The 21,774-nt window shown below is 38.9% G+C and carries 21 protein-coding genes, 2 rRNA genes and 2 other annotated features (2 of these 25 cut by a window edge); all 23 genes read left to right on the forward strand.

From position 1 onward, the window contains the following. Positions 1 to 2,458: ribosomal RNA gene (locus tag AC0ONG_RS26735) — 23S ribosomal RNA — on the forward strand; it begins 464 nt to the left of the window's first position. 50 nt (positions 2,459 to 2,508) lie between these two features. Then, positions 2,509 to 2,624, forward strand: a 5S ribosomal RNA gene (rrf, locus tag AC0ONG_RS26740). Positions 2,625 to 2,831: 207 nt separating this feature from the next. Beyond that, positions 2,832 to 3,293 (forward strand): transcriptional regulator CtsR, encoded by a 462-nt coding sequence (ctsR, locus tag AC0ONG_RS26745; protein WP_001244560.1) that lies wholly within the window; start codon positions 2,832 to 2,834, stop codon positions 3,291 to 3,293. A gap of 170 nt (positions 3,294 to 3,463) precedes the next feature. Continuing rightward, entirely contained in the window at positions 3,464 to 4,012 is a 549-nt protein-coding gene (locus tag AC0ONG_RS26750; RefSeq protein WP_000128376.1) for a UvrB/UvrC motif-containing protein, read from the forward strand. A gap of 4 nt (positions 4,013 to 4,016) precedes the next feature. After that, positions 4,017 to 5,081, forward strand: coding sequence for a protein arginine kinase (locus tag AC0ONG_RS26755; RefSeq protein ID WP_000050837.1), 1,065 nt, complete (start codon positions 4,017 to 4,019; stop codon positions 5,079 to 5,081). Between the two features lie 22 nt (positions 5,082 to 5,103). Continuing rightward, positions 5,104 to 7,539, forward strand: coding sequence for an ATP-dependent protease ATP-binding subunit ClpC (gene clpC, locus AC0ONG_RS26760; RefSeq protein ID WP_000971173.1), 2,436 nt, complete (start codon positions 5,104 to 5,106; stop codon positions 7,537 to 7,539). A 95-nt stretch (positions 7,540 to 7,634) separates the two neighbouring features. Beyond that, entirely contained in the window at positions 7,635 to 9,011 is a 1,377-nt protein-coding gene (radA, locus tag AC0ONG_RS26765; protein WP_001085199.1) for a DNA repair protein RadA, read from the forward strand. A 3-nt stretch (positions 9,012 to 9,014) separates the two neighbouring features. After that, positions 9,015 to 10,088: a DNA integrity scanning diadenylate cyclase DisA gene (gene disA, locus AC0ONG_RS26770; protein ID WP_000392164.1), complete on the forward strand. Its 1,074-nt coding sequence runs from the start codon at positions 9,015 to 9,017 to the stop codon at positions 10,086 to 10,088. Between the two features lie 162 nt (positions 10,089 to 10,250). Continuing rightward, the gene (locus AC0ONG_RS26775) at positions 10,251 to 11,354 is read left to right on the forward strand and encodes a PIN/TRAM domain-containing protein (protein ID WP_000919681.1); all 1,104 of its coding nucleotides are present in this window, start codon (positions 10,251 to 10,253) and stop codon (positions 11,352 to 11,354) included. Between the two features lie 16 nt (positions 11,355 to 11,370). After that, the gene (gene ispD / locus AC0ONG_RS26780; protein WP_000288312.1) at positions 11,371 to 12,051 is read left to right on the forward strand and encodes a 2-C-methyl-D-erythritol 4-phosphate cytidylyltransferase; all 681 of its coding nucleotides are present in this window, start codon (positions 11,371 to 11,373) and stop codon (positions 12,049 to 12,051) included. 116 nt (positions 12,052 to 12,167) lie between these two features. Then, on the forward strand, positions 12,168 to 12,644 hold the full coding sequence (ispF, locus tag AC0ONG_RS26785) for a 2-C-methyl-D-erythritol 2,4-cyclodiphosphate synthase (RefSeq protein WP_000488386.1): 477 nt from the start codon (positions 12,168 to 12,170) through the stop codon (positions 12,642 to 12,644). Positions 12,645 to 12,733: 89 nt separating this feature from the next. Then, on the forward strand, positions 12,734 to 14,191 hold the full coding sequence (gene gltX / locus AC0ONG_RS26790; protein WP_000415148.1) for a glutamate--tRNA ligase: 1,458 nt from the start codon (positions 12,734 to 12,736) through the stop codon (positions 14,189 to 14,191). A gap of 47 nt (positions 14,192 to 14,238) precedes the next feature. Continuing rightward, positions 14,239 to 14,485 (forward strand) — a binding site (T-box leader). A gap of 138 nt (positions 14,486 to 14,623) precedes the next feature. Further along, positions 14,624 to 15,289 (forward strand): serine O-acetyltransferase, encoded by a 666-nt coding sequence (gene cysE, locus AC0ONG_RS26795; RefSeq protein WP_000476495.1) that lies wholly within the window; start codon positions 14,624 to 14,626, stop codon positions 15,287 to 15,289. Beyond that, positions 15,270 to 16,667 carry a cysteine--tRNA ligase gene (gene cysS / locus AC0ONG_RS26800; protein WP_000152279.1) on the forward strand — a complete coding sequence of 466 codons (1,398 nt, stop codon included), beginning with the start codon at positions 15,270 to 15,272 and terminating at the stop codon, positions 16,665 to 16,667. Before cysE ends, cysS begins: the two co-directional genes overlap by 20 nt. A gap of 2 nt (positions 16,668 to 16,669) precedes the next feature. After that, the gene (locus tag AC0ONG_RS26805; protein ID WP_000564265.1) at positions 16,670 to 17,077 is read left to right on the forward strand and encodes a Mini-ribonuclease 3; all 408 of its coding nucleotides are present in this window, start codon (positions 16,670 to 16,672) and stop codon (positions 17,075 to 17,077) included. Further along, a complete protein-coding gene (gene rlmB / locus AC0ONG_RS26810; RefSeq protein WP_000093762.1) occupies positions 17,074 to 17,817 on the forward strand; it encodes a 23S rRNA (guanosine(2251)-2'-O)-methyltransferase RlmB in 744 nt (247 codons plus the stop codon). The genes AC0ONG_RS26805 and rlmB overlap by 4 nt, the downstream gene beginning before the upstream one ends. Positions 17,818 to 17,820: 3 nt before the next feature. Further along, the gene (locus tag AC0ONG_RS26815) at positions 17,821 to 18,333 is read left to right on the forward strand and encodes an NYN domain-containing protein (RefSeq protein WP_000997887.1); all 513 of its coding nucleotides are present in this window, start codon (positions 17,821 to 17,823) and stop codon (positions 18,331 to 18,333) included. A gap of 67 nt (positions 18,334 to 18,400) precedes the next feature. Further along, positions 18,401 to 19,060, forward strand: coding sequence for an RNA polymerase factor sigma-70 (locus AC0ONG_RS26820; RefSeq protein ID WP_000387198.1), 660 nt, complete (start codon positions 18,401 to 18,403; stop codon positions 19,058 to 19,060). A 136-nt stretch (positions 19,061 to 19,196) separates the two neighbouring features. Continuing rightward, positions 19,197 to 19,343 (forward strand): 50S ribosomal protein L33, encoded by a 147-nt coding sequence (gene rpmG / locus AC0ONG_RS26825; protein WP_014481927.1) that lies wholly within the window; start codon positions 19,197 to 19,199, stop codon positions 19,341 to 19,343. A 32-nt stretch (positions 19,344 to 19,375) separates the two neighbouring features. Next, entirely contained in the window at positions 19,376 to 19,555 is a 180-nt protein-coding gene (gene secE, locus AC0ONG_RS26830; RefSeq protein WP_001241323.1) for a preprotein translocase subunit SecE, read from the forward strand. 131 nt (positions 19,556 to 19,686) lie between these two features. Continuing rightward, a complete protein-coding gene (nusG, locus tag AC0ONG_RS26835) occupies positions 19,687 to 20,220 on the forward strand; it encodes a transcription termination/antitermination protein NusG (RefSeq protein WP_000415794.1) in 534 nt (177 codons plus the stop codon). A 167-nt stretch (positions 20,221 to 20,387) separates the two neighbouring features. Continuing rightward, complete coding sequence (rplK, locus tag AC0ONG_RS26840; protein ID WP_001085872.1) at positions 20,388 to 20,813, forward strand: 50S ribosomal protein L11; 426 nt, start codon at positions 20,388 to 20,390, stop codon at positions 20,811 to 20,813. A gap of 177 nt (positions 20,814 to 20,990) precedes the next feature. Next, complete coding sequence (rplA, locus tag AC0ONG_RS26845) at positions 20,991 to 21,683, forward strand: 50S ribosomal protein L1 (protein WP_002084079.1); 693 nt, start codon at positions 20,991 to 20,993, stop codon at positions 21,681 to 21,683. A 49-nt stretch (positions 21,684 to 21,732) separates the two neighbouring features. Then, positions 21,733 to 21,774: a sequence feature (ribosomal protein L10 leader region), on the forward strand; it runs 102 nt beyond the window's last position.

The raw sequence follows: 21,774 nt of genomic DNA on the forward strand, positions 1-21,774 counted from the left end.
TCCCAAGGCTAAATACTCCCTAGTGATCGATAGTGAACCAGTACCGTGAGGGAAAGGTGAAAAGCACCCCGGAAGGGGAGTGAAAGAGATCCTGAAACCGTGTGCCTACAAATAGTCAGAGCCCGTTAATGGGTGATGGCGTGCCTTTTGTAGAATGAACCGGCGAGTTACGATCCCGTGCGAGGTTAAGCTGAAGAGGCGGAGCCGCAGCGAAAGCGAGTCTGAATAGGGCGTTTAGTACGTGGTCGTAGACCCGAAACCAGGTGATCTACCCATGTCCAGGGTGAAGTTCAGGTAACACTGAATGGAGGCCCGAACCCACGCACGTTGAAAAGTGCGGGGATGAGGTGTGGGTAGCGGAGAAATTCCAATCGAACCTGGAGATAGCTGGTTCTCCCCGAAATAGCTTTAGGGCTAGCCTTAAGTGTAAGAGTCTTGGAGGTAGAGCACTGATTGAACTAGGGGTCCTCATCGGATTACCGAATTCAGTCAAACTCCGAATGCCAATGACTTATCCTTAGGAGTCAGACTGCGAGTGATAAGATCCGTAGTCAAGAGGGAAACAGCCCAGATCGCCAGCTAAGGTCCCAAAGTGTGTATTAAGTGGAAAAGGATGTGGAGTTGCTTAGACAACTAGGATGTTGGCTTAGAAGCAGCCACCATTTAAAGAGTGCGTAATAGCTCACTAGTCGAGTGACTCTGCGCCGAAAATGTACCGGGGCTAAATACACCACCGAAGCTGCGAATTGATACCAATGGTATCAGTGGTAGGGGAGCGTTCTAAGTGCAGTGAAGTCAGACCGGAAGGACTGGTGGAGCGCTTAGAAGTGAGAATGCCGGTATGAGTAGCGAAAGACGGGTGAGAATCCCGTCCACCGAATGCCTAAGGTTTCCTGAGGAAGGCTCGTCCGCTCAGGGTTAGTCAGGACCTAAGCCGAGGCCGACAGGCGTAGGCGATGGACAACAGGTTGATATTCCTGTACCACCTCTTTATCGTTTGAGCAATGGAGGGACGCAGAAGGATAGAAGAAGCGTGCGATTGGTTGTGCACGTCCAAGCAGTTAGGCTGATAAGTAGGCAAATCCGCTTATCGTAAAGGCTGAGCTGTGATGGGGAAGCTCCTTATGGAGCGAAGTCTTTGATTCCCCGCTGCCAAGAAAAGCTTCTAGCGAGATAAAAGGTGCCTGTACCGCAAACCGACACAGGTAGGCGAGGAGAGAATCCTAAGGTGTGCGAGAGAACTCTGGTTAAGGAACTCGGCAAAATGACCCCGTAACTTCGGGAGAAGGGGTGCTTTCTTAACGGAAAGCCGCAGTGAATAGGCCCAAGCGACTGTTTAGCAAAAACACAGCTCTCTGCGAAGCCGTAAGGCGAAGTATAGGGGGTGACACCTGCCCGGTGCTGGAAGGTTAAGGAGAGGGGTTAGCGTAAGCGAAGCTCTGAACTGAAGCCCCAGTAAACGGCGGCCGTAACTATAACGGTCCTAAGGTAGCGAAATTCCTTGTCGGGTAAGTTCCGACCCGCACGAAAGGTGTAACGATTTGGGCACTGTCTCAACCAGAGACTCGGTGAAATTATAGTACCTGTGAAGATGCAGGTTACCCGCGACAGGACGGAAAGACCCCGTGGAGCTTTACTGTAGCCTGATATTGAATTTTGGTACAGTTTGTACAGGATAGGCGGGAGCCATTGAAACCGGAGCGCTAGCTTCGGTGGAGGCGCTGGTGGGATACCGCCCTGACTGTATTGAAATTCTAACCTACGGGTCTTATCGACCCGGGAGACAGTGTCAGGTGGGCAGTTTGACTGGGGCGGTCGCCTCCTAAAGTGTAACGGAGGCGCCCAAAGGTTCCCTCAGAATGGTTGGAAATCATTCGTAGAGTGCAAAGGCATAAGGGAGCTTGACTGCGAGACCTACAAGTCGAGCAGGGACGAAAGTCGGGCTTAGTGATCCGGTGGTTCCGCATGGAAGGGCCATCGCTCAACGGATAAAAGCTACCCCGGGGATAACAGGCTTATCTCCCCCAAGAGTCCACATCGACGGGGAGGTTTGGCACCTCGATGTCGGCTCATCGCATCCTGGGGCTGTAGTCGGTCCCAAGGGTTGGGCTGTTCGCCCATTAAAGCGGTACGCGAGCTGGGTTCAGAACGTCGTGAGACAGTTCGGTCCCTATCCGTCGTGGGCGTAGGAAATTTGAGAGGAGCTGTCCTTAGTACGAGAGGACCGGGATGGACGCACCGCTGGTGTACCAGTTGTTCTGCCAAGGGCATAGCTGGGTAGCTATGTGCGGAAGGGATAAGTGCTGAAAGCATCTAAGCATGAAGCCCCCCTCAAGATGAGATTTCCCATAGCGTAAGCTAGTAAGATCCCTGAAAGATGATCAGGTTGATAGGTTCGAGGTGGAAGCATGGTGACATGTGGAGCTGACGAATACTAATAGATCGAGGACTTAACCATATAATATGTAGCAAATGTTATCTAGTTTTGAAGGAATATGCCTTCAATAGTTTGGTGATGATGGCAGAGAGGTCACACCCGTTCCCATACCGAACACGGAAGTTAAGCTCTCTAGCGCCGATGGTAGTTGGGACCTTGTCCCTGTGAGAGTAGGACGTCGCCAAGCAACTAAAACACGAGTCAAATGACTCGTGTTTTTTCGTGTTTTATTTTATAATCCATAGTAATAAAAAATGTGTTTAAAGTATTCATATTTTGTTTAAATACAGGGGAATGTGGCTAGGATAGTGAATAAGCAAAAGAGTTGCAAATTTTATTAATACGTATATAATTAAAGTCAAAGATAGTCAAAGTCAATAAAGGTGGCGGATAAATGAGAAATATATCTGATATCATTGAGCAATATCTAAAGCAAGTTATTGACTTAAGTAATAATAATGTGATTGAAATCAAGAGAAATGAGATTGCGGATCGATTCGAGTGCGTACCATCTCAAATCAATTATGTAATCAATACCCGTTTTACGTTAGAAAGAGGATTTGTAGTAGAAAGTAAACGTGGTGGAGGAGGTTACATTCGCATTATAAAAGTCAAACTGCATGACGATATAGATATTATTGATCAAATGCTTCATATGATTGATCATAGCGTTGCGCAAGGGAATGCAGAAAGTATGATTATACGTTTAATAGAAGAGGGAATTATAACAAATCGTGAAGCGAAACTGATGTTAAGCGTAATAGATCGTTCTGTATTATCAATGGATGTTCCTTCTCGAGATGAACTTAGGGCTCGAATATTATGCGCAATGTTAAGAACACTGAAATATAAATAAATATAACTTTTGTAAAAGATTGATAACTAAGATAAAGCAGTTAAATATTGTAGAAGTTTTGAAAAAGAACATGCACTTTTATTTAAACGGATTCAGGAAAGCGAACAATCTAGTAATGTATGAAAAGTACCATGAGATAGAGCGTTCCTGTTGTAAAGGTGGGGATAGTGATGACTTGTCAAAACTGTAATATAAGACCAGCAACTTTACATTATACAAAAGTAATTAACGAGAAGAAGGCGGAAGTTCATCTTTGTGAGCAATGTGCAGAGCAAAGTGGCTATACGTCTTTCTTTCCATCATCGCAGTCTAACTTTTCATTTCATGATTTATTTGCTGGTTTATTACACGGTGAATCAACAATGTTTGAAGAAGGAAAAAATGGATTTTCAAATGCAGATATAGTAAGATGTCCAGATTGTAAGATGACATATGAACAATTTACAAAAGTCGGACGTTTTGGCTGTTATTCTTGTTACGATACATTTAAGGAGCATTTAAAGCCATTATTAAAACGCCTTCACGGTGGGCATACAGAACATTGTGGGAAAATTCCGGAACGTATAGAAGGAAATATCCACTTAAAGAAAGAATTAGATGAACTAAAACTTATTCTGAAACAATACGTACAGAAAGAGGAATTTGAGAAAGCTGCAGAAGTAAGAGATAAGATCCGAGGTCTTGAAATACAGCTTAGTGAGCATAGAGAGGGGGAATAGTTCTATGTCACTGGACAAAATTATGAACGAAGCAATTAGTCCATGGATGAAGGGGGATGGCCCTGATTCTGATATTGTTTTAAGTAGTCGAATTCGTTTGGCTCGTAACTTTAAACAATATCAATTTTCCACTATGCAAAACGAAGAAGAAGCTAAACAGATTCATGAATTATTCAAAAAGAAATTCATAAATAAAGCAGTAGGGTCTTTTGGGGAGTTTGGACTATTAAAGATGAATGAATTAACCCCTCTTCAAAGGAGAGTTTTAGTCGAAAAGCATTTAATTAGTCCAAATCTTGCAGGGACAGAATATGGAGCATGTCTACTATCAGAAAGTGAACATATTAGTGTTATGCTTAATGAAGAAGACCATATTCGGATTCAGTGCCTATTTTCAGGATTACAGTTATCAGAGGCACTTCAAAGTGCCAATCAAATAGATAATTGGATTGAGAAAGAAGTTGAATACGCTTTTGATGAATCACTTGGATATATTACGAGTTGTCCTACTAATGTTGGCACAGGGTTAAGAGCTTCTGTGATGATACATTTACCGGGACTGGTTTTAACAAAAAGAATTAGCCGTATTATACAAGTAATTCAAAAATTAGGGTTAGTAGTAAGAGGAATATACGGTGAAGGTAGCGAAGCGTTAGGTAATATATTTCAAGTTTCAAATCAAATGACGCTAGGAAAGTCTGAAGAAGATATTATTGCAGATTTAAAGAGTGTCATTCAACAAATTATACAGCAAGAAAAAATGGCTAGAGAATTAATTGTACAAAATTCAAGTATTGAACTTGAAGATAAGGTTTATCGTTCTTACGGCATACTAGCAAACAGTCGTTTAATTCAATCTGCAGAAGCAGCCAATTGCTTATCAGATGTACGACTTGGTATTGATCTAGGATATATAAAAGGTATATCGAGAAATATTTTGACTGAGCTAATGGTTCTTACGCAACCAGGTATTTTACAACAATACGCAGGTGGACCTTTAGGGCCAGAAGAAAGAGATTATCGAAGAGCAACCTTAATCCGTGAGCGATTACGTATTGAAAAAAACTAAGCGCAAGTAGGAGGCGATTTCTATGATGTTTGGAAGATTTACAGAAAGAGCACAGAAAGTGTTAGCTTTATCTCAAGAGGAAGCAATTCGTATTGGGCATAATAATATTGGAACAGAACATATTTTACTTGGGCTTGTACGCGAAGGTGAAGGAATTGCAGCAAAAGCATTAATTGCTCTTGGATTAAGTCCAGAGAAAGTTCAAAAAGAAGTAGAAGCGTTAATTGGGCGAGGAACAGAAGCTTCTCAAACTGTACATTATACACCTCGTGCTAAAAAGGTTATTGAATTATCTATGGATGAAGCGCGTAAGCTAGGCCATTCTTACGTTGGAACAGAACACATTTTACTCGGTTTAATCCGTGAAGGTGAAGGTGTAGCCGCACGTGTTTTAAATAATTTAGGTGTAAGTCTAAATAAAGCAAGACAACAAGTGTTACAACTTCTTGGAAGTAATGAAGCTAGTTCAGGTCATCAAGGTGGTTCAGCAACAAATGCAAATACACCGACACTGGACAGTTTAGCAAGGGACTTAACAGTTGTTGCACGTGAAAATCGCTTAGACCCTGTTATTGGACGCGGTAAAGAAATTCAACGTGTAATTGAGGTATTAAGCCGTAGAACGAAAAATAACCCAGTATTAATTGGTGAGCCTGGTGTAGGTAAAACGGCAATTGCAGAAGGATTAGCACAGCAAATTGTAAATAATGAAGTTCCTGAAACTTTAAGAGATAAGCGTGTTATGACACTAGATATGGGTACAGTGGTAGCTGGAACAAAATATCGCGGTGAATTTGAAGATCGTTTAAAGAAAGTGATGGATGAAATTCGCCAAGCAGGCAATATTATTCTATTTATTGATGAGCTTCATACATTAATTGGTGCAGGTGGAGCAGAAGGTGCAATCGATGCATCGAATATTTTAAAACCATCTTTAGCACGAGGAGAGCTACAATGTATTGGGGCAACAACTTTAGATGAGTATCGTAAATATATTGAAAAAGACGCGGCTTTAGAAAGACGTTTTCAACCAATTCATGTTGATGAGCCAAGTTTAGAAGAATCGATTCAAATCTTGAAAGGTTTACGTGATCGTTATGAGGCGCATCACCGTGTATCTATTACAGATGACGCTATTGATGCAGCTGTAAAACTTTCAGATCGTTATATTACAGATCGCTTTTTACCGGATAAAGCAATTGATTTAATTGATGAAGCTGCTTCAAAAGTTCGCTTACGTTCTTATACAACACCACCAAACTTAAAAGAGCTTGAAGTGAAGCTTGAGGAGATTCGAAAAGAAAAAGATGCAGCTGTACAAAGTCAAGAATTTGAAAAGGCTGCATCCTTACGTGATATGGAGCAACGCTTACGTGAGAAGTTAGAAGATACAAAACGTCAATGGAAAGAGCAACAAGGAAAAGAAAATTCAGAGGTTACGGTAGAAGATATTGCAAATGTCGTTTCTACATGGACGCGTATCCCAGTTTCTAAACTTGCACAAACAGAGACTGATAAATTATTAAATTTAGAATCCATTCTTCATGATCGTTTGATTGGTCAAGATGAAGCAGTAGTAGCAGTAGCAAAAGCTGTTCGTCGTGCAAGAGCAGGATTAAAAGATCCGAAGCGCCCGATTGGTTCATTTATTTTCTTAGGACCAACAGGTGTAGGTAAAACAGAACTTGCAAGAGCACTAGCAGAATCTATGTTCGGTGATGAAGATGCAATGATTCGCATCGATATGTCAGAGTATATGGAGAAGCATTCTACTTCCCGTTTAGTTGGTTCTCCTCCAGGATATGTTGGATATGAAGAAGGTGGACAATTAACAGAGAAAGTTCGTCGCAAGCCATATTCAGTTGTATTATTAGATGAGGTAGAGAAAGCTCATCCGGATGTATTTAATATTCTACTACAAGTATTAGAAGATGGTCGTTTAACAGATTCTAAAGGACGTACAGTTGATTTCCGTAATACAATTGTTATTATGACGTCTAACGTTGGTGCCGAGGCGTTAAAACGTAACAAACATCTTGGATTTAATGTCCAAGATGAAAGCCGTGATTATTCGGATATGAAAGGTAAAGTAATGGATGAGTTGAAAAAGGCATTTCGTCCAGAATTCTTAAACCGTATTGATGAAATTATCGTATTCCATATGCTTGAGAAAAAACATATTCAAGAGATTGTAACTCTTATGGTAAATCAGTTAGTAAATCGCTTAAAAGAACAAGAAATCGAATTGCACTTAACGGAAGGGGCAATTTCAGCTATTGCAGATAAAGGATTTGATCGTGAGTATGGCGCTCGTCCACTTCGTAGAGCAATTCAGAAACATGTAGAAGATAGACTATCAGAAGAACTTTTAAAAGGTGCTATTGAGAAAGGACAAAAAGTTATCTTTGATGTAGAAGGAGAATCATTTGTCATTCATAGTGCGGAAAAGGTAAAATAAGTATAGACAAACAAAGAGGGCTACGCGATAGCCCTCTTTCTTGTACGAGAAGGATAAACGTTTATAGACGAAAGTGAAGTGAACTATAAAAAGGTATGGCTAAAAAGAAAACGAAATTTATATGTCAAGAATGTGGTTATCAGTCACCAAAATATATGGGTAAATGTCCTGGATGTGGTCAATGGAATACACTTGTTGAAGAAATGGAGCCAGTTGTATCATCTAGGCGCCTTAATTACGCGAATGCAATTCAAACGGAAGTAACAAAACCAAGACGTCTTACCGAAGTAGAAACAAAGTCTGAGGCACGTATTGAAACGGAATTTCAAGAGTTTAATCGTGTGCTTGGTGGTGGAATTGTAGATGGGTCCTTAGTGCTTATTGGTGGAGACCCTGGGATTGGAAAATCAACATTACTATTACAGATTTCATCACAATTAGCAGATTCTTCATATGATGTATTATACATATCGGGTGAGGAGTCGGCAAAGCAGATTAAACTTCGTGCAGATCGTTTGCATGTAAAGGGTAGCAATCTATTTGTTGTAGCAGAGACAGACCTGCAGCGTATTGCAGCACATATTGAAGAGATGAATCCAGCTTTTGTTGTTATTGATTCTATTCAAACGATACATTTACCTGAAGTGACGTCAGCACCAGGAAGTGTGGCACAAGTACGTGAATGTACAGCGGAATTAATGAAACTTGCAAAAACAAAAGGAATCCCTATTTTCATTGTCGGGCATGTGACAAAAGAAGGAGCAATTGCAGGACCTCGTATGTTAGAACATATGGTCGATGCAGTTCTTTACTTTGAAGGAGATCGACACCATACGTATCGTATTTTACGGGCTGTGAAGAACCGTTTTGGTTCCACGAATGAAATGGGTATCTTTGAAATGAAAGAGCTTGGTCTTGCGGAAGTTTTAAATCCTTCTGAAATCTTCCTTGAGGAAAGGCCGGTTGGTGTTGCAGGATCAACAGTAGTTGCTTCAATGGAAGGAACAAGACCGGTTTTAGTAGAAATACAAGCATTAATCTCCCCTACTAGTTTTGGAAATCCTCGAAGAATGGCGACGGGAATTGATCATAACCGTGTTTCGCTTATTATGGCAGTATTAGAAAAAAGAACAGGTTTACTATTGCAAAATCAAGATGCATATTTAAAAGTAGCTGGTGGTTTGAAATTAGACGAACCGGCAATTGATTTAGCAGTGGCTTTAAGTATAGCCTCAAGTTTTAGGGATAAATCTACGGCACCAACTGATGCAGTAATAGGAGAAGTAGGATTAACTGGAGAAATAAGAAGAGTATCAAGAATCGAACAACGTGTACAAGAAGCGGCTAAATTAGGATTTCAACGTGTTATTATTCCTAGAAAAAACTTAGGAGGATGGACAATTCCGGATGGGATTGAGGTTGTAGGTGTTTCTAATTTAGGAGAAGCGCTTCGTTTGACATTAGGAGGCTAGGCTATGGAAGAAAATAAGCAACGTGTCAAAAGTATGATTAATATTTTACAGCTCGTGGCCCCAGGAACACCACTGCGTGAAGGGATAGATAATGTACTTCGCGCACAAACAGGGGGGCTAATTGTTCTTGGATATAATGAGCAGATTAAAAGTATTGTGGATGGTGGTTTTCACATTAATTGTGCATTCTCTCCTGCTAGTTTATATGAATTAGCAAAAATGGACGGGGCACTTATTTTAAATGAAACGGGAAGTAAAATTTTAATAGCGAATGCACAGTTAGTTCCAGAGGCATCTATTGATTCTATTGAAACCGGTATGCGTCACCGAACAGCAGAACGTGTAGCGAAGCAGACGGGCAGCCTTGTTGTGGCCATTTCACAAAGACGTAACGTAATTACGCTATATCAAGGGAACTTACGTTATACACTAAAAGATATAGGGGTTATTTTAACAAAAGCAAATCAAGCTATTCAAACGTTAGAAAAATATAAGGCTGTATGGAATGATGGTATTACGAATTTGGGCATTCTAGAATTTGAAGAGGTCGTTACAATGTCTGAGGTAGTTCACGTTTTACATAGTGTTGAAATGGTACTGCGTATTAAAAATGAAATATTGAGCTATATTCATGAGCTCGGAACAGAAGGTAGGTTAATTCGTTTACAGCTTACAGAATTACTAGCTGATTTAGAAGCAGAGGCAGCATTGTTAATTAAAGATTACCATCAGGAGAAAACACAAGACCATCATCAAATTTTGAAAAAGTTACAGGACCTTGCAAATACACAACTTTTAGAGGATAGTGATTTAGTTAAATTACTTGGCTATCCAGGGCAAACTAGTTTAGAAGAAAGTGTGACGCCAAGGGGATATCGAATTACAAGCAAAATCTCTCGTGTTCCGCCACTTATTATTGAAAATTTAATTAATCGATTCAAAACGTTGCAAGGAGTTTGTCGCGCGACGATTCATGAATTGGATGATGTGGAAGGAATTGGGGAAGTAAGGGCGAAGAAAATACGAGAAGGCCTAAAAAGAATTCAAGAGCATCTCTATATGAGTAGACACAATTAAGAATATTACATTGATTCCATAATATAACGACACTAGAACATTTTTGGTATATGATATGATATATTGGTAAATAAAACTATTTATAAAAAAAAACACGTCCGCTTTTGCATTCGGCGTTTTGATTAGCGAAACAATGGTTAATAATGAGTAGGAGGTGGTTGGATGTTAAAACGGATCGTACAGCTCTTCTTTCTAGTAATCGGGGGAGCGTTAGGGATTTACTTAATCCCAAAAGTTATTAATGTATTAGACATCGGTGCTGTTCCTTTATTGGAAGGATCGTATGTTCGTGCGATTATTGGTGCAATTATTTTATTTTTAACAACATTTTGGCTTGTAGATTATATTGTTCAACTTATTAAGCATATTGAAGAGGCTCTTGTAAAGGCGCCTGTAGCAGATGTTTTATTTGGTACATTAGGATTGATCTCTGGTCTTATTGTTGCATATTTAATTTTAATACCGATTCGTGAATTTACAATTCCGGTTATTAGTACGGTGTTGCAAGTGTTCTTCACTCTTTTACTTGGATATTTAGGATTCCAAGTAGGATTTAAAAAGAGGAATGAATTGCTAGGATTATTTACATTACCCCAACGCGGAGGTAAGAAGAAAAATAATAGCGAGAACGAAGAGGTAGAAGCAGAAAAATCTACGACTCATTGGAAAATTCTCGATACGAGTGTAATTATCGATGGACGTATTGCTGATATTTGCCAAACGAAGTTTTTGGAAGGAACAATTGTGATTCCACAATTCGTATTAGAAGAGCTTCAGCATATTGCCGATTCTTCCGATGCTTTAAAGCGTAATCGTGGTCGCAGAGGACTAGACATTTTAAATCGTATTCAAAAAGAGATGCCGATTCCGGTAGAAATTTATGAAGGCGATTTCGAGGATATCCAAGAGGTGGATAGCAAACTTGTAAAGTTAGCAAAAATCACCGGTGGAACTGTAGTAACGAATGATTTCAACTTAAATAAAGTTTCTGAATTACAAGGAGTAACGGTGTTAAACATTAATGATTTAGCTAATGCAATTAAACCAGTTGTACTCCCTGGCGAAGAATTAAATGTTTATGTTGTGAAAGATGGTAAAGAGCAAAACCAAGGTGTTGCGTACTTAGATGATGGTACGATGATTGTAGTAGAAGATGGTAGAGAGTATGTAGGTTCGCAACTTAATGTACTGGTTACTAGCGTATTACAAACATCGGCTGGTCGTATGATTTTCGCAAAACGTAAATTATTAGAAAAAGCATTATAGGTAGAGGATTATTAATATGTATACATTAATTATTCCGGCAGCCGGCCAAGGAAAGCGGATGGGTGCTGGCAAAAATAAGTTGTTCTTACTTATAAACGAAGTACCGATTATCGTTCATACATTACGTGCTTTTGAAAGAGATAAAGAGTGCAAAAGTATTGTTATGGCAATTAACGAAGAGGAACGCCCGTATTTTGAGGAATTAATGCAGAAGTATCCGATTGAAAAACAGGTACAATTTATTCAGGGTGGAGCCGAAAGACAAGATAGTGTATATAACGCGATTCAGCATGCGAGTGATGTTGAATACGTTCTTGTACATGACGGAGCGCGCCCATTCGTAACGAATAAAGTGATTCAAGACGTATTAACAGCAGCAGAAAAATATGGAGCTTCCATTTGTGCAGTGCCAGTAAAGGATACAGTTAAGAAAGTAGAGCAAGGTGTTGTTGTCGAAACGGTAGAACGATCTCAGCTTAAGGCTGTACAAACACCGCAAGGGTTCTCTGTTTCTCTTTTGTTAGAAGCTCATAGAAGTGCAAAACAGAGTTGTTTTCTTGGTACAGATGATGCAAGTCTCGTGGAACGTATTGGTAAGCAAGTAGGTGTAGTAGAGGGGAGTTACTATAATATTAAAGTGACGACTCCAGAGGATTTACTAATTGCTGAAAGTTTCCTTCATGTTCAGAAAAAATAGCCGTGATGGTGTATAACAAAGGAAAGCTCGGCAATGGCCGGGCTTTTCTTTGTAGGGATATCAATATAATATAGAGTCATAAAGCTCAGTGGTTTAGCTCAAGGAGGATGTAAAGAATGTTTCGAATTGGACAAGGTTTTGATGTGCATGAATTTGCGGAAGGTAGACCGTTAATTATTGGCGGAATTACAATTCCACACGAGAAAGGATTAATCGGTCATTCAGATGCAGATGTATTGTTACATACGATTGCTGATGCATGTTTAGGTGCCATTGCAGCAGGAGATATTGGAAAGCATTTTCCTGATACAGACCCAGCTTTTAAAGATGCAGATTCAGCTGTATTGTTACAAAAAGTTTGGGAATTTGTGCGTGAACAAGGTTACGAGTTAGGGAACTTAGATTGTACAATTATTGCTCAAAAGCCAAAAATGGCACCGCATATTGAAAGTATGCGTAAACGTATTAGTGAACTGTTAGAAACGTCTATAGATAACATTAATGTAAAGGCAACAACAACAGAGAAATTAGGATTTACAGGTAGAGAAGAAGGAATTGCTTCTCAAGCAGTGGTATTATTACAGAAAAAATAATGGTTTTTAATTCGTAAGATGGATAATCACATTTTTTTGTTGTACAATTATAGAATGTGTAGACATTAAGAATGGAAGGTGTACCAATTATGGAAAAGCAAGTGAGAGTGCGCTATGCGCCAAGTCCAACAGGACACTTACATATCGGAAATGCGCGTACGGCATTATTTAATTATTTATTTGCTCGTCATTTAGATGGCAAGTTTATTATTCGTATTGAAGATACTGATGTAAAACGTAACGTGGCTGGTGGAGAAGAAAGCCAATTAAAATACTTGAAATGGCTCGGTATGGACTGGGATGAAGGTGTTGATGTTGGTGGTGAATTTGGACCATATCGTCAAACAGAGCGTTTAGATATTTATAAAAAATTATATCTAGATTTATTAGAGCGTGGTTTAGCTTACAAATGTTATATGACAGAAGAAGAGCTAGAAGCAGAGCGTGAAGGACAAATTTCTCGTGGTGAAACACCTCGTTATGCAGGTAACCACCGTGATTTAACTGAAGAACAAATGAAAGAATTTGAAGCTGAGGGACGTATTCCAAGTATTCGTTTCCGTGTACCAGCTGATCGTGATTACACATTTAAAGATATCGTAAAAGATGAAGTAGCATTCCATTCAAATGATTTCGGTGATTTCGTTATCGTGAAAAAAGATGGAATTCCAACTTATAACTTTGCGGTAGCAGTAGATGATCACTTAATGGAAATTACACATGTACTTCGTGGTGATGACCATATTTCAAATACGCCAAAACAAATGATGATTTATGAAGCTTTCGGTTGGGATATCCCGCAATTTGGCCATATGACTTTAATTGTAAATGAAAGCCGTAAAAAATTAAGTAAGCGTGATGAATCTATTATTCAATTTATTGAGCAATATAAAGAGCTTGGATATCTTCCAGAAGCAATCTTTAACTTTATTGCACTACTAGGTTGGTCGCCGGTAGGAGAAGAAGAAATCTTCTCTAAAGAAGAGTTTATCAAAATGTTCGATGCAGCTCGTTTATCAAAATCACCTGCATTATTTGATTCTCAAAAATTAAAATGGATGAACAACCAATATATGAAAAAGCAAGATTTAGATACGGTGGTAGAATTAAGCTTACCGCATCTAGTGAAAGCTGGACGTATAGGTGAAACTTTAAGTGAACAAGAGCAAGCTTGGATTCGTGATGTAATTGCGTTATATCATGAACAAATGAGTTTTGGAGCTGAAATTGTAGAGCTTTCTGAAATGTTCTTCAAAGATCATGTTGATCATGAAGAAGAAGGACAAGAAGTATTAAAAGGTGAACAAGTACCAGAAGTACTTCGTGCATTTGCTGGTCAAGTAGAAGCACTAGAGGCGATGGAACCAGCAGCAATTAAGGCGGCTATTAAAGCAGTTCAAAAGGAAACAGGTCATAAAGGTAAAAACTTATTTATGCCAATCCGTGTTGCAACTACTGGTCAAACACATGGCCCAGAGCTTCCTAATGCTATTGCACTTCTTGGAAAAGAAAAAGTTTTAAATCGTCTTCAAAAAGTAATTGGTTAACATTTTCTAGGTTTAGAAATATAATAAGTATACTTAAAACCTAATAAGGAAAAGCGACGAGAAGGAGAAGTAGAAAATCAGGCTTTTTACAGAGAGAACCACCTTTAGGCTGGAAGTGGTTTATAAGCGGGTTTTTGAAATGCCCCTTCGAGTCTTCTGCTGAACAGCAAAATGTTTTGTGAAACATCTTAAGGCGTTAAAGTAAGCAGAAGCGGTGTACACCGTTATCAGAGATGAGTTTGAGGCTTTTTTAGCCTAAACAGAGTGGAACCGCGCTTAAAAGGCGTCTCTGTCAATATGACAGAGGCGTCTTTTTTTATACCGTAAAACTGGGTATGAGTATAAATTTTATCTACGTGTATAAAGATTTAGGGAGATAAGTAGGGAGTTAGTTCACTCGAAAAAGCAGCCCATAAAGGGGAGGGAACATCGATGTTTAAGAGGCTTCGGGAAGATATTGAAGTCGTTTTTGAACAGGATCCAGCGGCAAGAGGTTATTTCGAAGTCATTTTAACTTACTCTGGATTACATGCAGTTTGGGCTCATCGAATTGCACATGCTTTTTATAAAAGGGATTTTTTCTTTCTTGCACGTTTTGTTTCACAAGTTAGTCGTTTTTTTACTGGCATTGAGATTCATCCAGGAGCAACTATTGGTCGACGCTTTTTCATAGACCATGGAATGGGAGTTGTAATTGGAGAAACTTGTGAAATTGGTGATAATGTAACAATTTATCAAGGGGTTACATTAGGTGGTACAGGAAAAGAAAAAGGCAAGAGGCATCCAACAATTCAGGATAATGTATTAATTGCGACGGGTGCTAAAGTCCTTGGTTCTATTACTGTGGGAGAGAATTCTAAAATCGGGGCAGGGTCTGTCGTATTAAAAGAAGTTCCTGCACATTCTACAGTTGTAGGTATACCTGGCCGAGTCGTTATTCAAAATGGAGTAAAGATTGGTCAAGAATTAAATCACTCTGACCTTCCGGATCCAATTTTTGATAAATTAAAGGCTATGGAAGTAGAACTTGATAAATTGAAGAAACAACTGGAAGTAAAGGTAGAAAGGAAGGATAAAAATGACTATTCACATTTATAATACGTTAACACGTCAAAAAGAAGAGTTTGTTCCATTAGAAGAAAATAAGGTAAAGATGTATGTATGCGGACCTACAGTCTATAACTACATTCATATTGGCAATGCAAGACCTCCTATGGTATTCGATACAGTACGTCGCTATCTAGAATATAAAGGGTACGATGTGCAATACGTATCGAACTTTACGGACGTAGATGATAAATTAATTAAAGCGGCAAATGAATTAGGTGAAGATGTACCGACAATTGCTGATCGTTTTGTTGAAGCGTACTTTGAAGATGTAACAGCGCTAGGTTGCAAACACGCAACAGTCCATCCTCGTGTAACAGAAAATATGGATATCATTATTGAATTTATTCAAGAACTTGTGAATAAAGGGTATGCATACGAATCAGAGGGAGATGTGTACTTTAAAACGAAGGAATTCGAAGGTTACGGTAAATTATCACATCAACCAATCGCAGATTTACGTCACGGTGCTCGTATTGAGGTAGGGGAAAAGAAACAAGACCCTCTTGATTTTGCTTTATGGAAAGCTGCGAAAGAAGGAGAAATCTTCTGGGAAAGCCCTTGGGGGCAAGGGCGTCCAGGGTGGCATATTGAATGCTCAGCAATGGCACGTAAGTACTTAGGGGATACAATTGACATTCATGCTGGTGGTCAAGACTTGGCGTTCCCGCATCATGAAAATGAAATTGCGCAGTCGGAAGCATTGACTGGAAAAACGTTTGCACGTTACTGGATGCATAATGGATATATTAATATTAACAATGAGAAGATGTCTAAATCGCTTGGTAACTTTATTTTAGTTCACGATATTATTAAGCAATACGACCCACAGTTAATTAGATTCTTTATGTTATCAGTACACTATCGTCATCCGATTAACTTTAGTGAAGAGTTATTACAAAGTACGAATAATGGGCTGGAAAGAATTAAAACAGCTTATGGAAACTTAAAGCATCGTATGGAAAGCAGTACGGATTTAACAGACCATAATGAGAAATGGTTAGTTGAAATAGAGAAATTCCAGACTGCATTTGAAGAGGCAATGAATGATGACTTTAACACTGCGAATGCAATTACCGAATTATACAATGTAGCCAATCATGCAAATCAATATTTACTTGAAGAGCATACATCTAAAGTTGTGATCGAAGCATACGTAAAACAATTGGAAACGTTATTTGATATTTTAGGATTAGAATTAACGCAAGAAGAATTGCTGGATGAAGAAATTGAAGAACTTATCCAAAAGCGCATTGAGGCTCGTAAAAATCGCGATTTCGCATTGTCTGATCAAATTCGTGACGATTTAAAAGGACGTAATATTATTTTAGAAGATACCGCTCAAGGTACAAGATGGAAAAGAGGATAAGGATGATTGATGCAAAGCAATTAAACAGCTTGGCGTTAGCGTATATGGGTGATGCGGTATATGAACAATATATCCGCTATCACCTCCTTCAAAAAGGAAAGGTTCGCCCTAATCAATTACATCGCTTAGGGACGAGCTTTGTTTCAGCAAAAGCACAGGCGAAAGTTGTTTATCATTTATTAGAGACGTCGTTTTTGACAGAGGAAGAAGAGGCGGTATTAAGAAGAGGACGTAATGCAAATTCAGGTACGGTTCCGAAAAATACGGATGTACAAACATATCGACATAGTACAGCCTTTGAAGCGCTAATTGGTTATCATCATTTATTAAATAACCGTGAAAGATTAGACGAAATTGTATATAAGGCAATTGCAGTTTTAGAAGAAAAGGAAGGGGGCACATCATCATGAGTAGTGAATATATTATCGGACGTAACCCTGTAATTGAAGCGTTACGATCAGGGAGAGATATTAATAAAATTTGGATCGCAGAAGGTGCTGCCAAAGGACAAGTGCAGATTGTACTAGCGTTAGCGAAAGAAAATAAGGTTATTTTACAACATGCACCAAAGAAAAAGTTAGATCAATTAGTTGAGGGTAATCATCAAGGTGTAATCGCTCAAGTAGCTGCATATCAGTATGCGGAGTTAGAAGATTTATTCAAAGTGGCAGAAAAACGTAATGAAGATCCATTCTTCTTAATTTTAGATGAGATTGAAGATCCGCATAACTTAGGTTCTATTATGCGTACTGCTGATGCGACAGGAGCTCATGGGATTATTATTCCAAAGAGAAGGGCTGTGGGGCTTACAGCGTCAGTTGCGAAAGCATCAACAGGAGCAATTGAATACATTCCTGTTGCACGCGTAACGAACTTATCCCGTACAATTGATGAATTAAAAGAACGTGGACTTTGGATTGCTGGTACAGATGCCAAAGGAAAAACGGATTATCGTAATTTAGATGGTAAAATGCCGATTGGGTTAGTAATTGGTAGTGAAGGAAAAGGTATGAGCCGTATTATTGGTGAAAAGTGTGATTTCCTAATCACTCTACCGATGGTTGGTAAAGTTACATCCTTAAATGCTTCCGTAGCCGCAAGTTTGTTAATGTATGAGGTATATCGTAAACGTCACGAAATTGGTAAATAAAAGATGAACGATATTTTAATCGTTGACGGTTACAACATTATCGGAGCTTGGGGAGATTTGAAGAAACTGCGGGATGTAGATTTACAATCATCAAGAGATGCACTTATTGATAAGATGGCGGATTATCAAGGTTATACAGGCACAAAAGTGATGATAGTCTTTGATGCCTATACAGTACATGGTATTGAAAAAAAGATGAAACAATCTCGTGTGGAAGTAATATTCACACGAAAGAATCAAACTGCAGATGAAAAGATAGAGCAACTTGCGATAGAGCTTAGAAATATAAATACACGAATATATGTTGCGACTTCTGATTACACGGAACAATGGGTTATATTTGCGCAAGGTGCCCTTCGGAAATCTGCGCGTGAATTAGAGTTGGAAGTACAGGCAATGGAGCAACAAGTAAGAAGGCGTACAAAAGACACGAAAGAACAGCAACCCGCCATGCGAAAGATATTTAGTAAAGATATTACAGAAAAATTAGAAAAATTAAGAAGAGGAGAGCGTTGAAGCATTGACGCTCTTTGTCTTTTTACTGTATAATATTGCTAAATAAATAGCGGTCGGAGGGATCAAGGTGGAAGCAGGCTTCGTAAGTGTAGGCGACGTTACATTTCGTGATTTAGAGGATGAGGCAATCGTTGAGTTAGTTCGAAAAGGTAATACTGACGCTCTAGAATATTTAATTCACAAGTATAAGAACTTTGTTCGCGCGAAATCAAGATCTTACTTTTTAGTGGGTGCCGATCGAGAAGACATTGTTCAAGAAGGTATGATAGGGTTGTTTAAAGCAATTCGTGATTATAAAGAGGACAAGCTGTCTTCATTCAAAGCATTTGCTGAACTGTGTATCACTCGACAAATTATTACCGCTATTAAAACGGCAACAAGACAAAAACATATTCCCTTAAATTCATATGTGTCTTTAGATAAGCCGATTTACGATGAGGAATCTGATCGAACATTATTGGATGTTATTTCTGAAGCGAAGGTAACTGATCCTGAAGAGATGATTATTAGCCAAGAAGAATATACAGACATAGAATCAAAAATATCAGAATTATTAAGCGATTTAGAAAGGAAAGTACTTTCTTTATATCTAGATGGGCGTTCTTATCAAGAGATTTCAGAACAGTTAAACAGACATGTGAAATCTATTGATAACGCTTTACAGCGGGTGAAGAGGAAATTGGAACGATATATGGAAATGCGAGAAAGTACAACTTTAAATTCATAACAAATAACAAGTGCAACAGGTGTAAAATAAATCACCTGTTTTCTTTTGTAGAGCGTACAAAATGCATGTCATTGACATTGTCTTTTATTGTATGATACATTTTTAGGGACATAATGTTACAAGGTTGGTGTAACTAATGAGGAAAAAAGTTGTACTCTCATGTGAAGAGTGTAAAAATCGAAACTACTCTACTATGAAAGATACGAGCTCAATAGAGCGACTTGAAATAAAAAAGTTTTGTAAAACATGCAATCAGCATACAGTTCACAAGGAAACAAAATAAATAATTGAAATAATACACTGGAGGTCCCGCAGATGCGTTTAACGAACTTTTTCGGCGATGTAGGTCGCGAAATGAAAAAAGTAAGTTGGCCTAAAAAAGATGAATTACTCCGCTCAACAGCGACTGTTGTTGCTACAGTTGTGTTCTTTGCGATTTTCTTCGCAGTAGTTGATATGGGCATTTCTTCTTTAATTCGGTTAATTCTTGGTTAATTCTTGAATAAGAAGCACTTATCCATGATATAATGTTATTTATAAGAACTGTGTAAAAGCCCGGTGAACGGGTTTTTTCATTTGCGCAAAAAAATGTACGTCAGGGAGGGAAGGACGCTCGTCCTAAATGAATGGAAAAAAGTTGGTATGTTGTCCATACTTATTCTGGATATGAAAATAAAGTAAAAGCAAACCTAGAGAAGCGTGTAGAATCAATGGGTATGCAAGATAAAATTTTCCGTGTTGTTGTCCCGGAAGAAGTAGAAGTAGAAATGAAAAACGGAAAAGAAAAATTAATGAAAAGAAAAGTGTTCCCAGGTTATGTATTAGTAGAATTAATCATGACTGATGATTCTTGGTATGTTGTACGTAACACGCCGGGTGTAACTGGGTTCGTTGGTTCTTCTGGTTCTGGATCTAAGCCATCGCCTCTATTAGAAGAGGAAGTTGTTACCATTATGAAACATATGGGAATGGACAACGAAGTGGTTGATTTCGACTTTGAACTTCATGAGACAGTACGTGTAAATGAGGGGCCATTCGCAGATTATACAGGTGCTATTGAAGAAATTGATGTGGAGAAGAAAAAAGTTAGTGTACTTGTGGACATGTTTGGTCGCGAGACTCCAGTTGAACTTGACTTCCATCAAATTGAAAAATTATAAAATGAAACTTGAAATGAATTGTAAAAAGTGATAATATCTTTTAAGTCAGTACGTCTTCATTATCGGAGGCGTTTTTTGAAAGATTTTATCCTTACAGATAAAATATGACGTGGGAGGGCAAATCACTGTCCAATTGACCACATCACGGACTTAAGGAGGTGTGTCTCGTGGCTAAAAAGGTAATTAAAATGGTAAAGCTTCAAATTCCTGCAGGTAAAGCTAACCCAGCTCCACCAGTTGGTCCAGCATTAGGACAAGCAGGTGTTAACATCATGGGCTTCTGTAAAGAGTTTAACGCTCGTACAGCAGATCAAGCTGGTCTTATCATCCCTGTTGAAATTACGGTATTTGAGGACCGTTCATTCACTTTCATTACTAAAACTCCTCCTGCTGCTGTTCTTCTTAAGAAAGTAGCTGGTATTGAGTCTGGTTCTGGTGAACCAAATCGTAATAAAGTGGCAACTGTTAAGCGTGATAAAGTACGCGAAATCGCTGAAACTAAAATGCCTGACCTAAACGCTGCTAGCGTAGAAGCTGCAATGCGTATGGTTGAAGGTACTGCACGCAGTATGGGCATCGTTATCGAAGACTAATTCGATTTGTTTTTAAAAAAAGGTTGCGGGTCTGGAATTCCAATTCGCAACCTTTATTATCGTAAATGATTATCGTTTTTAAATAAATGGATGGCGCTCATCCTCAGGTTATACCTGAAAACAGGCGTAAACGTGGGAGGTTATTCCGCTAAAACCACATTCGAGGAGGAAATAAAAATGGCTAAAAGAGGTAAAAAGTACGTAGAAGCTGCAAAGCTTGTTGACCGTGCAGCTGCTTACTCTGCAACAGAAGCAGTAGAATTAGTAAAGAAAACAAACACAGCTAAATTTGATGCAACTGTAGAAGCTGCATTCCGTTTAGGTGTTGACCCTAAGAAAGCTGACCAACAAATCCGTGGTGCAGTTGTTCTTCCGCACGGTACTGGTAAAGTACAACGTGTATTAGTGTTCGCTAAAGGTGAAAAAGCTAAAGAAGCTGAAGCTGCTGGAGCTGACTTCGTAGGCGATACTGATTACATCGGTAAAATCCAACAAGGTTGGTTCGATTTCGATGTAGTAGTAGCAACTCCTGACATGATGGGTGAAGTTGGTAAACTTGGTCGCGTATTAGGACCTAAAGGTTTAATGCCAAACCCTAAAACTGGAACAGTTACTTTCGATGTAACTAAAGCTGTTAACGAAATCAAAGCTGGTAAAGTTGAATACCGCGTTGATAAAGCTGGTAACATCCACGTTCCAATCGGTAAAGTATCTTTCGAAGATGCTAAATTAGTAGAAAACTTCAAAACAATCGCTGATACTTTATTAAAAGTTAAGCCATCTGCTGCGAAAGGTACTTACATGAAGAACGTAACAGTTGCTTCTACAATGGGACCTGGCGTACGTGTAGACGTTTCTACATTAGCGTAAAAATTGGAAGTTGACTTCATAAAGAAGATTTAATATAATCATTTATGTTGTGAATTTAAATAGTGTACCGTAGACAGTAGGTGTCAATAGA

Source organism: Bacillus sp. TCT6 (assembly GCF_056033845.1).

Excerpts from the sequence above, each read along its gene's own strand:
- ctsR (WP_001244560.1), top strand. The coding sequence starts at position 2,832 with ATGAGAAATATATCTGATATCATTGAGCAATATCTAAAGCAAGTTATT.
- AC0ONG_RS26750 (WP_000128376.1), top strand. The coding sequence starts at position 3,464 with ATGACTTGTCAAAACTGTAATATAAGACCAGCAACTTTACATTATACA.
- AC0ONG_RS26755 (WP_000050837.1), top strand. The coding sequence starts at position 4,017 with ATGTCACTGGACAAAATTATGAACGAAGCAATTAGTCCATGGATGAAG.
- clpC (WP_000971173.1), top strand. The coding sequence starts at position 5,104 with ATGATGTTTGGAAGATTTACAGAAAGAGCACAGAAAGTGTTAGCTTTA.
- radA (WP_001085199.1), top strand. The coding sequence starts at position 7,635 with ATGGCTAAAAAGAAAACGAAATTTATATGTCAAGAATGTGGTTATCAG.
- disA (WP_000392164.1), top strand. The coding sequence starts at position 9,015 with ATGGAAGAAAATAAGCAACGTGTCAAAAGTATGATTAATATTTTACAG.
- AC0ONG_RS26775 (WP_000919681.1), top strand. The coding sequence starts at position 10,251 with ATGTTAAAACGGATCGTACAGCTCTTCTTTCTAGTAATCGGGGGAGCG.
- ispD (WP_000288312.1), top strand. The coding sequence starts at position 11,371 with ATGTATACATTAATTATTCCGGCAGCCGGCCAAGGAAAGCGGATGGGT.
- ispF (WP_000488386.1), top strand. The coding sequence starts at position 12,168 with ATGTTTCGAATTGGACAAGGTTTTGATGTGCATGAATTTGCGGAAGGT.
- gltX (WP_000415148.1), top strand. The coding sequence starts at position 12,734 with ATGGAAAAGCAAGTGAGAGTGCGCTATGCGCCAAGTCCAACAGGACAC.
- cysE (WP_000476495.1), top strand. The coding sequence starts at position 14,624 with ATGTTTAAGAGGCTTCGGGAAGATATTGAAGTCGTTTTTGAACAGGAT.
- cysS (WP_000152279.1), top strand. The coding sequence starts at position 15,270 with ATGACTATTCACATTTATAATACGTTAACACGTCAAAAAGAAGAGTTT.
- AC0ONG_RS26805 (WP_000564265.1), top strand. The coding sequence starts at position 16,670 with ATGATTGATGCAAAGCAATTAAACAGCTTGGCGTTAGCGTATATGGGT.
- rlmB (WP_000093762.1), top strand. The coding sequence starts at position 17,074 with ATGAGTAGTGAATATATTATCGGACGTAACCCTGTAATTGAAGCGTTA.
- AC0ONG_RS26815 (WP_000997887.1), top strand. The coding sequence starts at position 17,821 with ATGAACGATATTTTAATCGTTGACGGTTACAACATTATCGGAGCTTGG.
- rpmG (WP_014481927.1), top strand. The coding sequence starts at position 19,197 with ATGAGGAAAAAAGTTGTACTCTCATGTGAAGAGTGTAAAAATCGAAAC.
- secE (WP_001241323.1), top strand. The coding sequence starts at position 19,376 with ATGCGTTTAACGAACTTTTTCGGCGATGTAGGTCGCGAAATGAAAAAA.
- nusG (WP_000415794.1), top strand. The coding sequence starts at position 19,687 with ATGGAAAAAAGTTGGTATGTTGTCCATACTTATTCTGGATATGAAAAT.
- rplA (WP_002084079.1), top strand. The coding sequence starts at position 20,991 with ATGGCTAAAAGAGGTAAAAAGTACGTAGAAGCTGCAAAGCTTGTTGAC.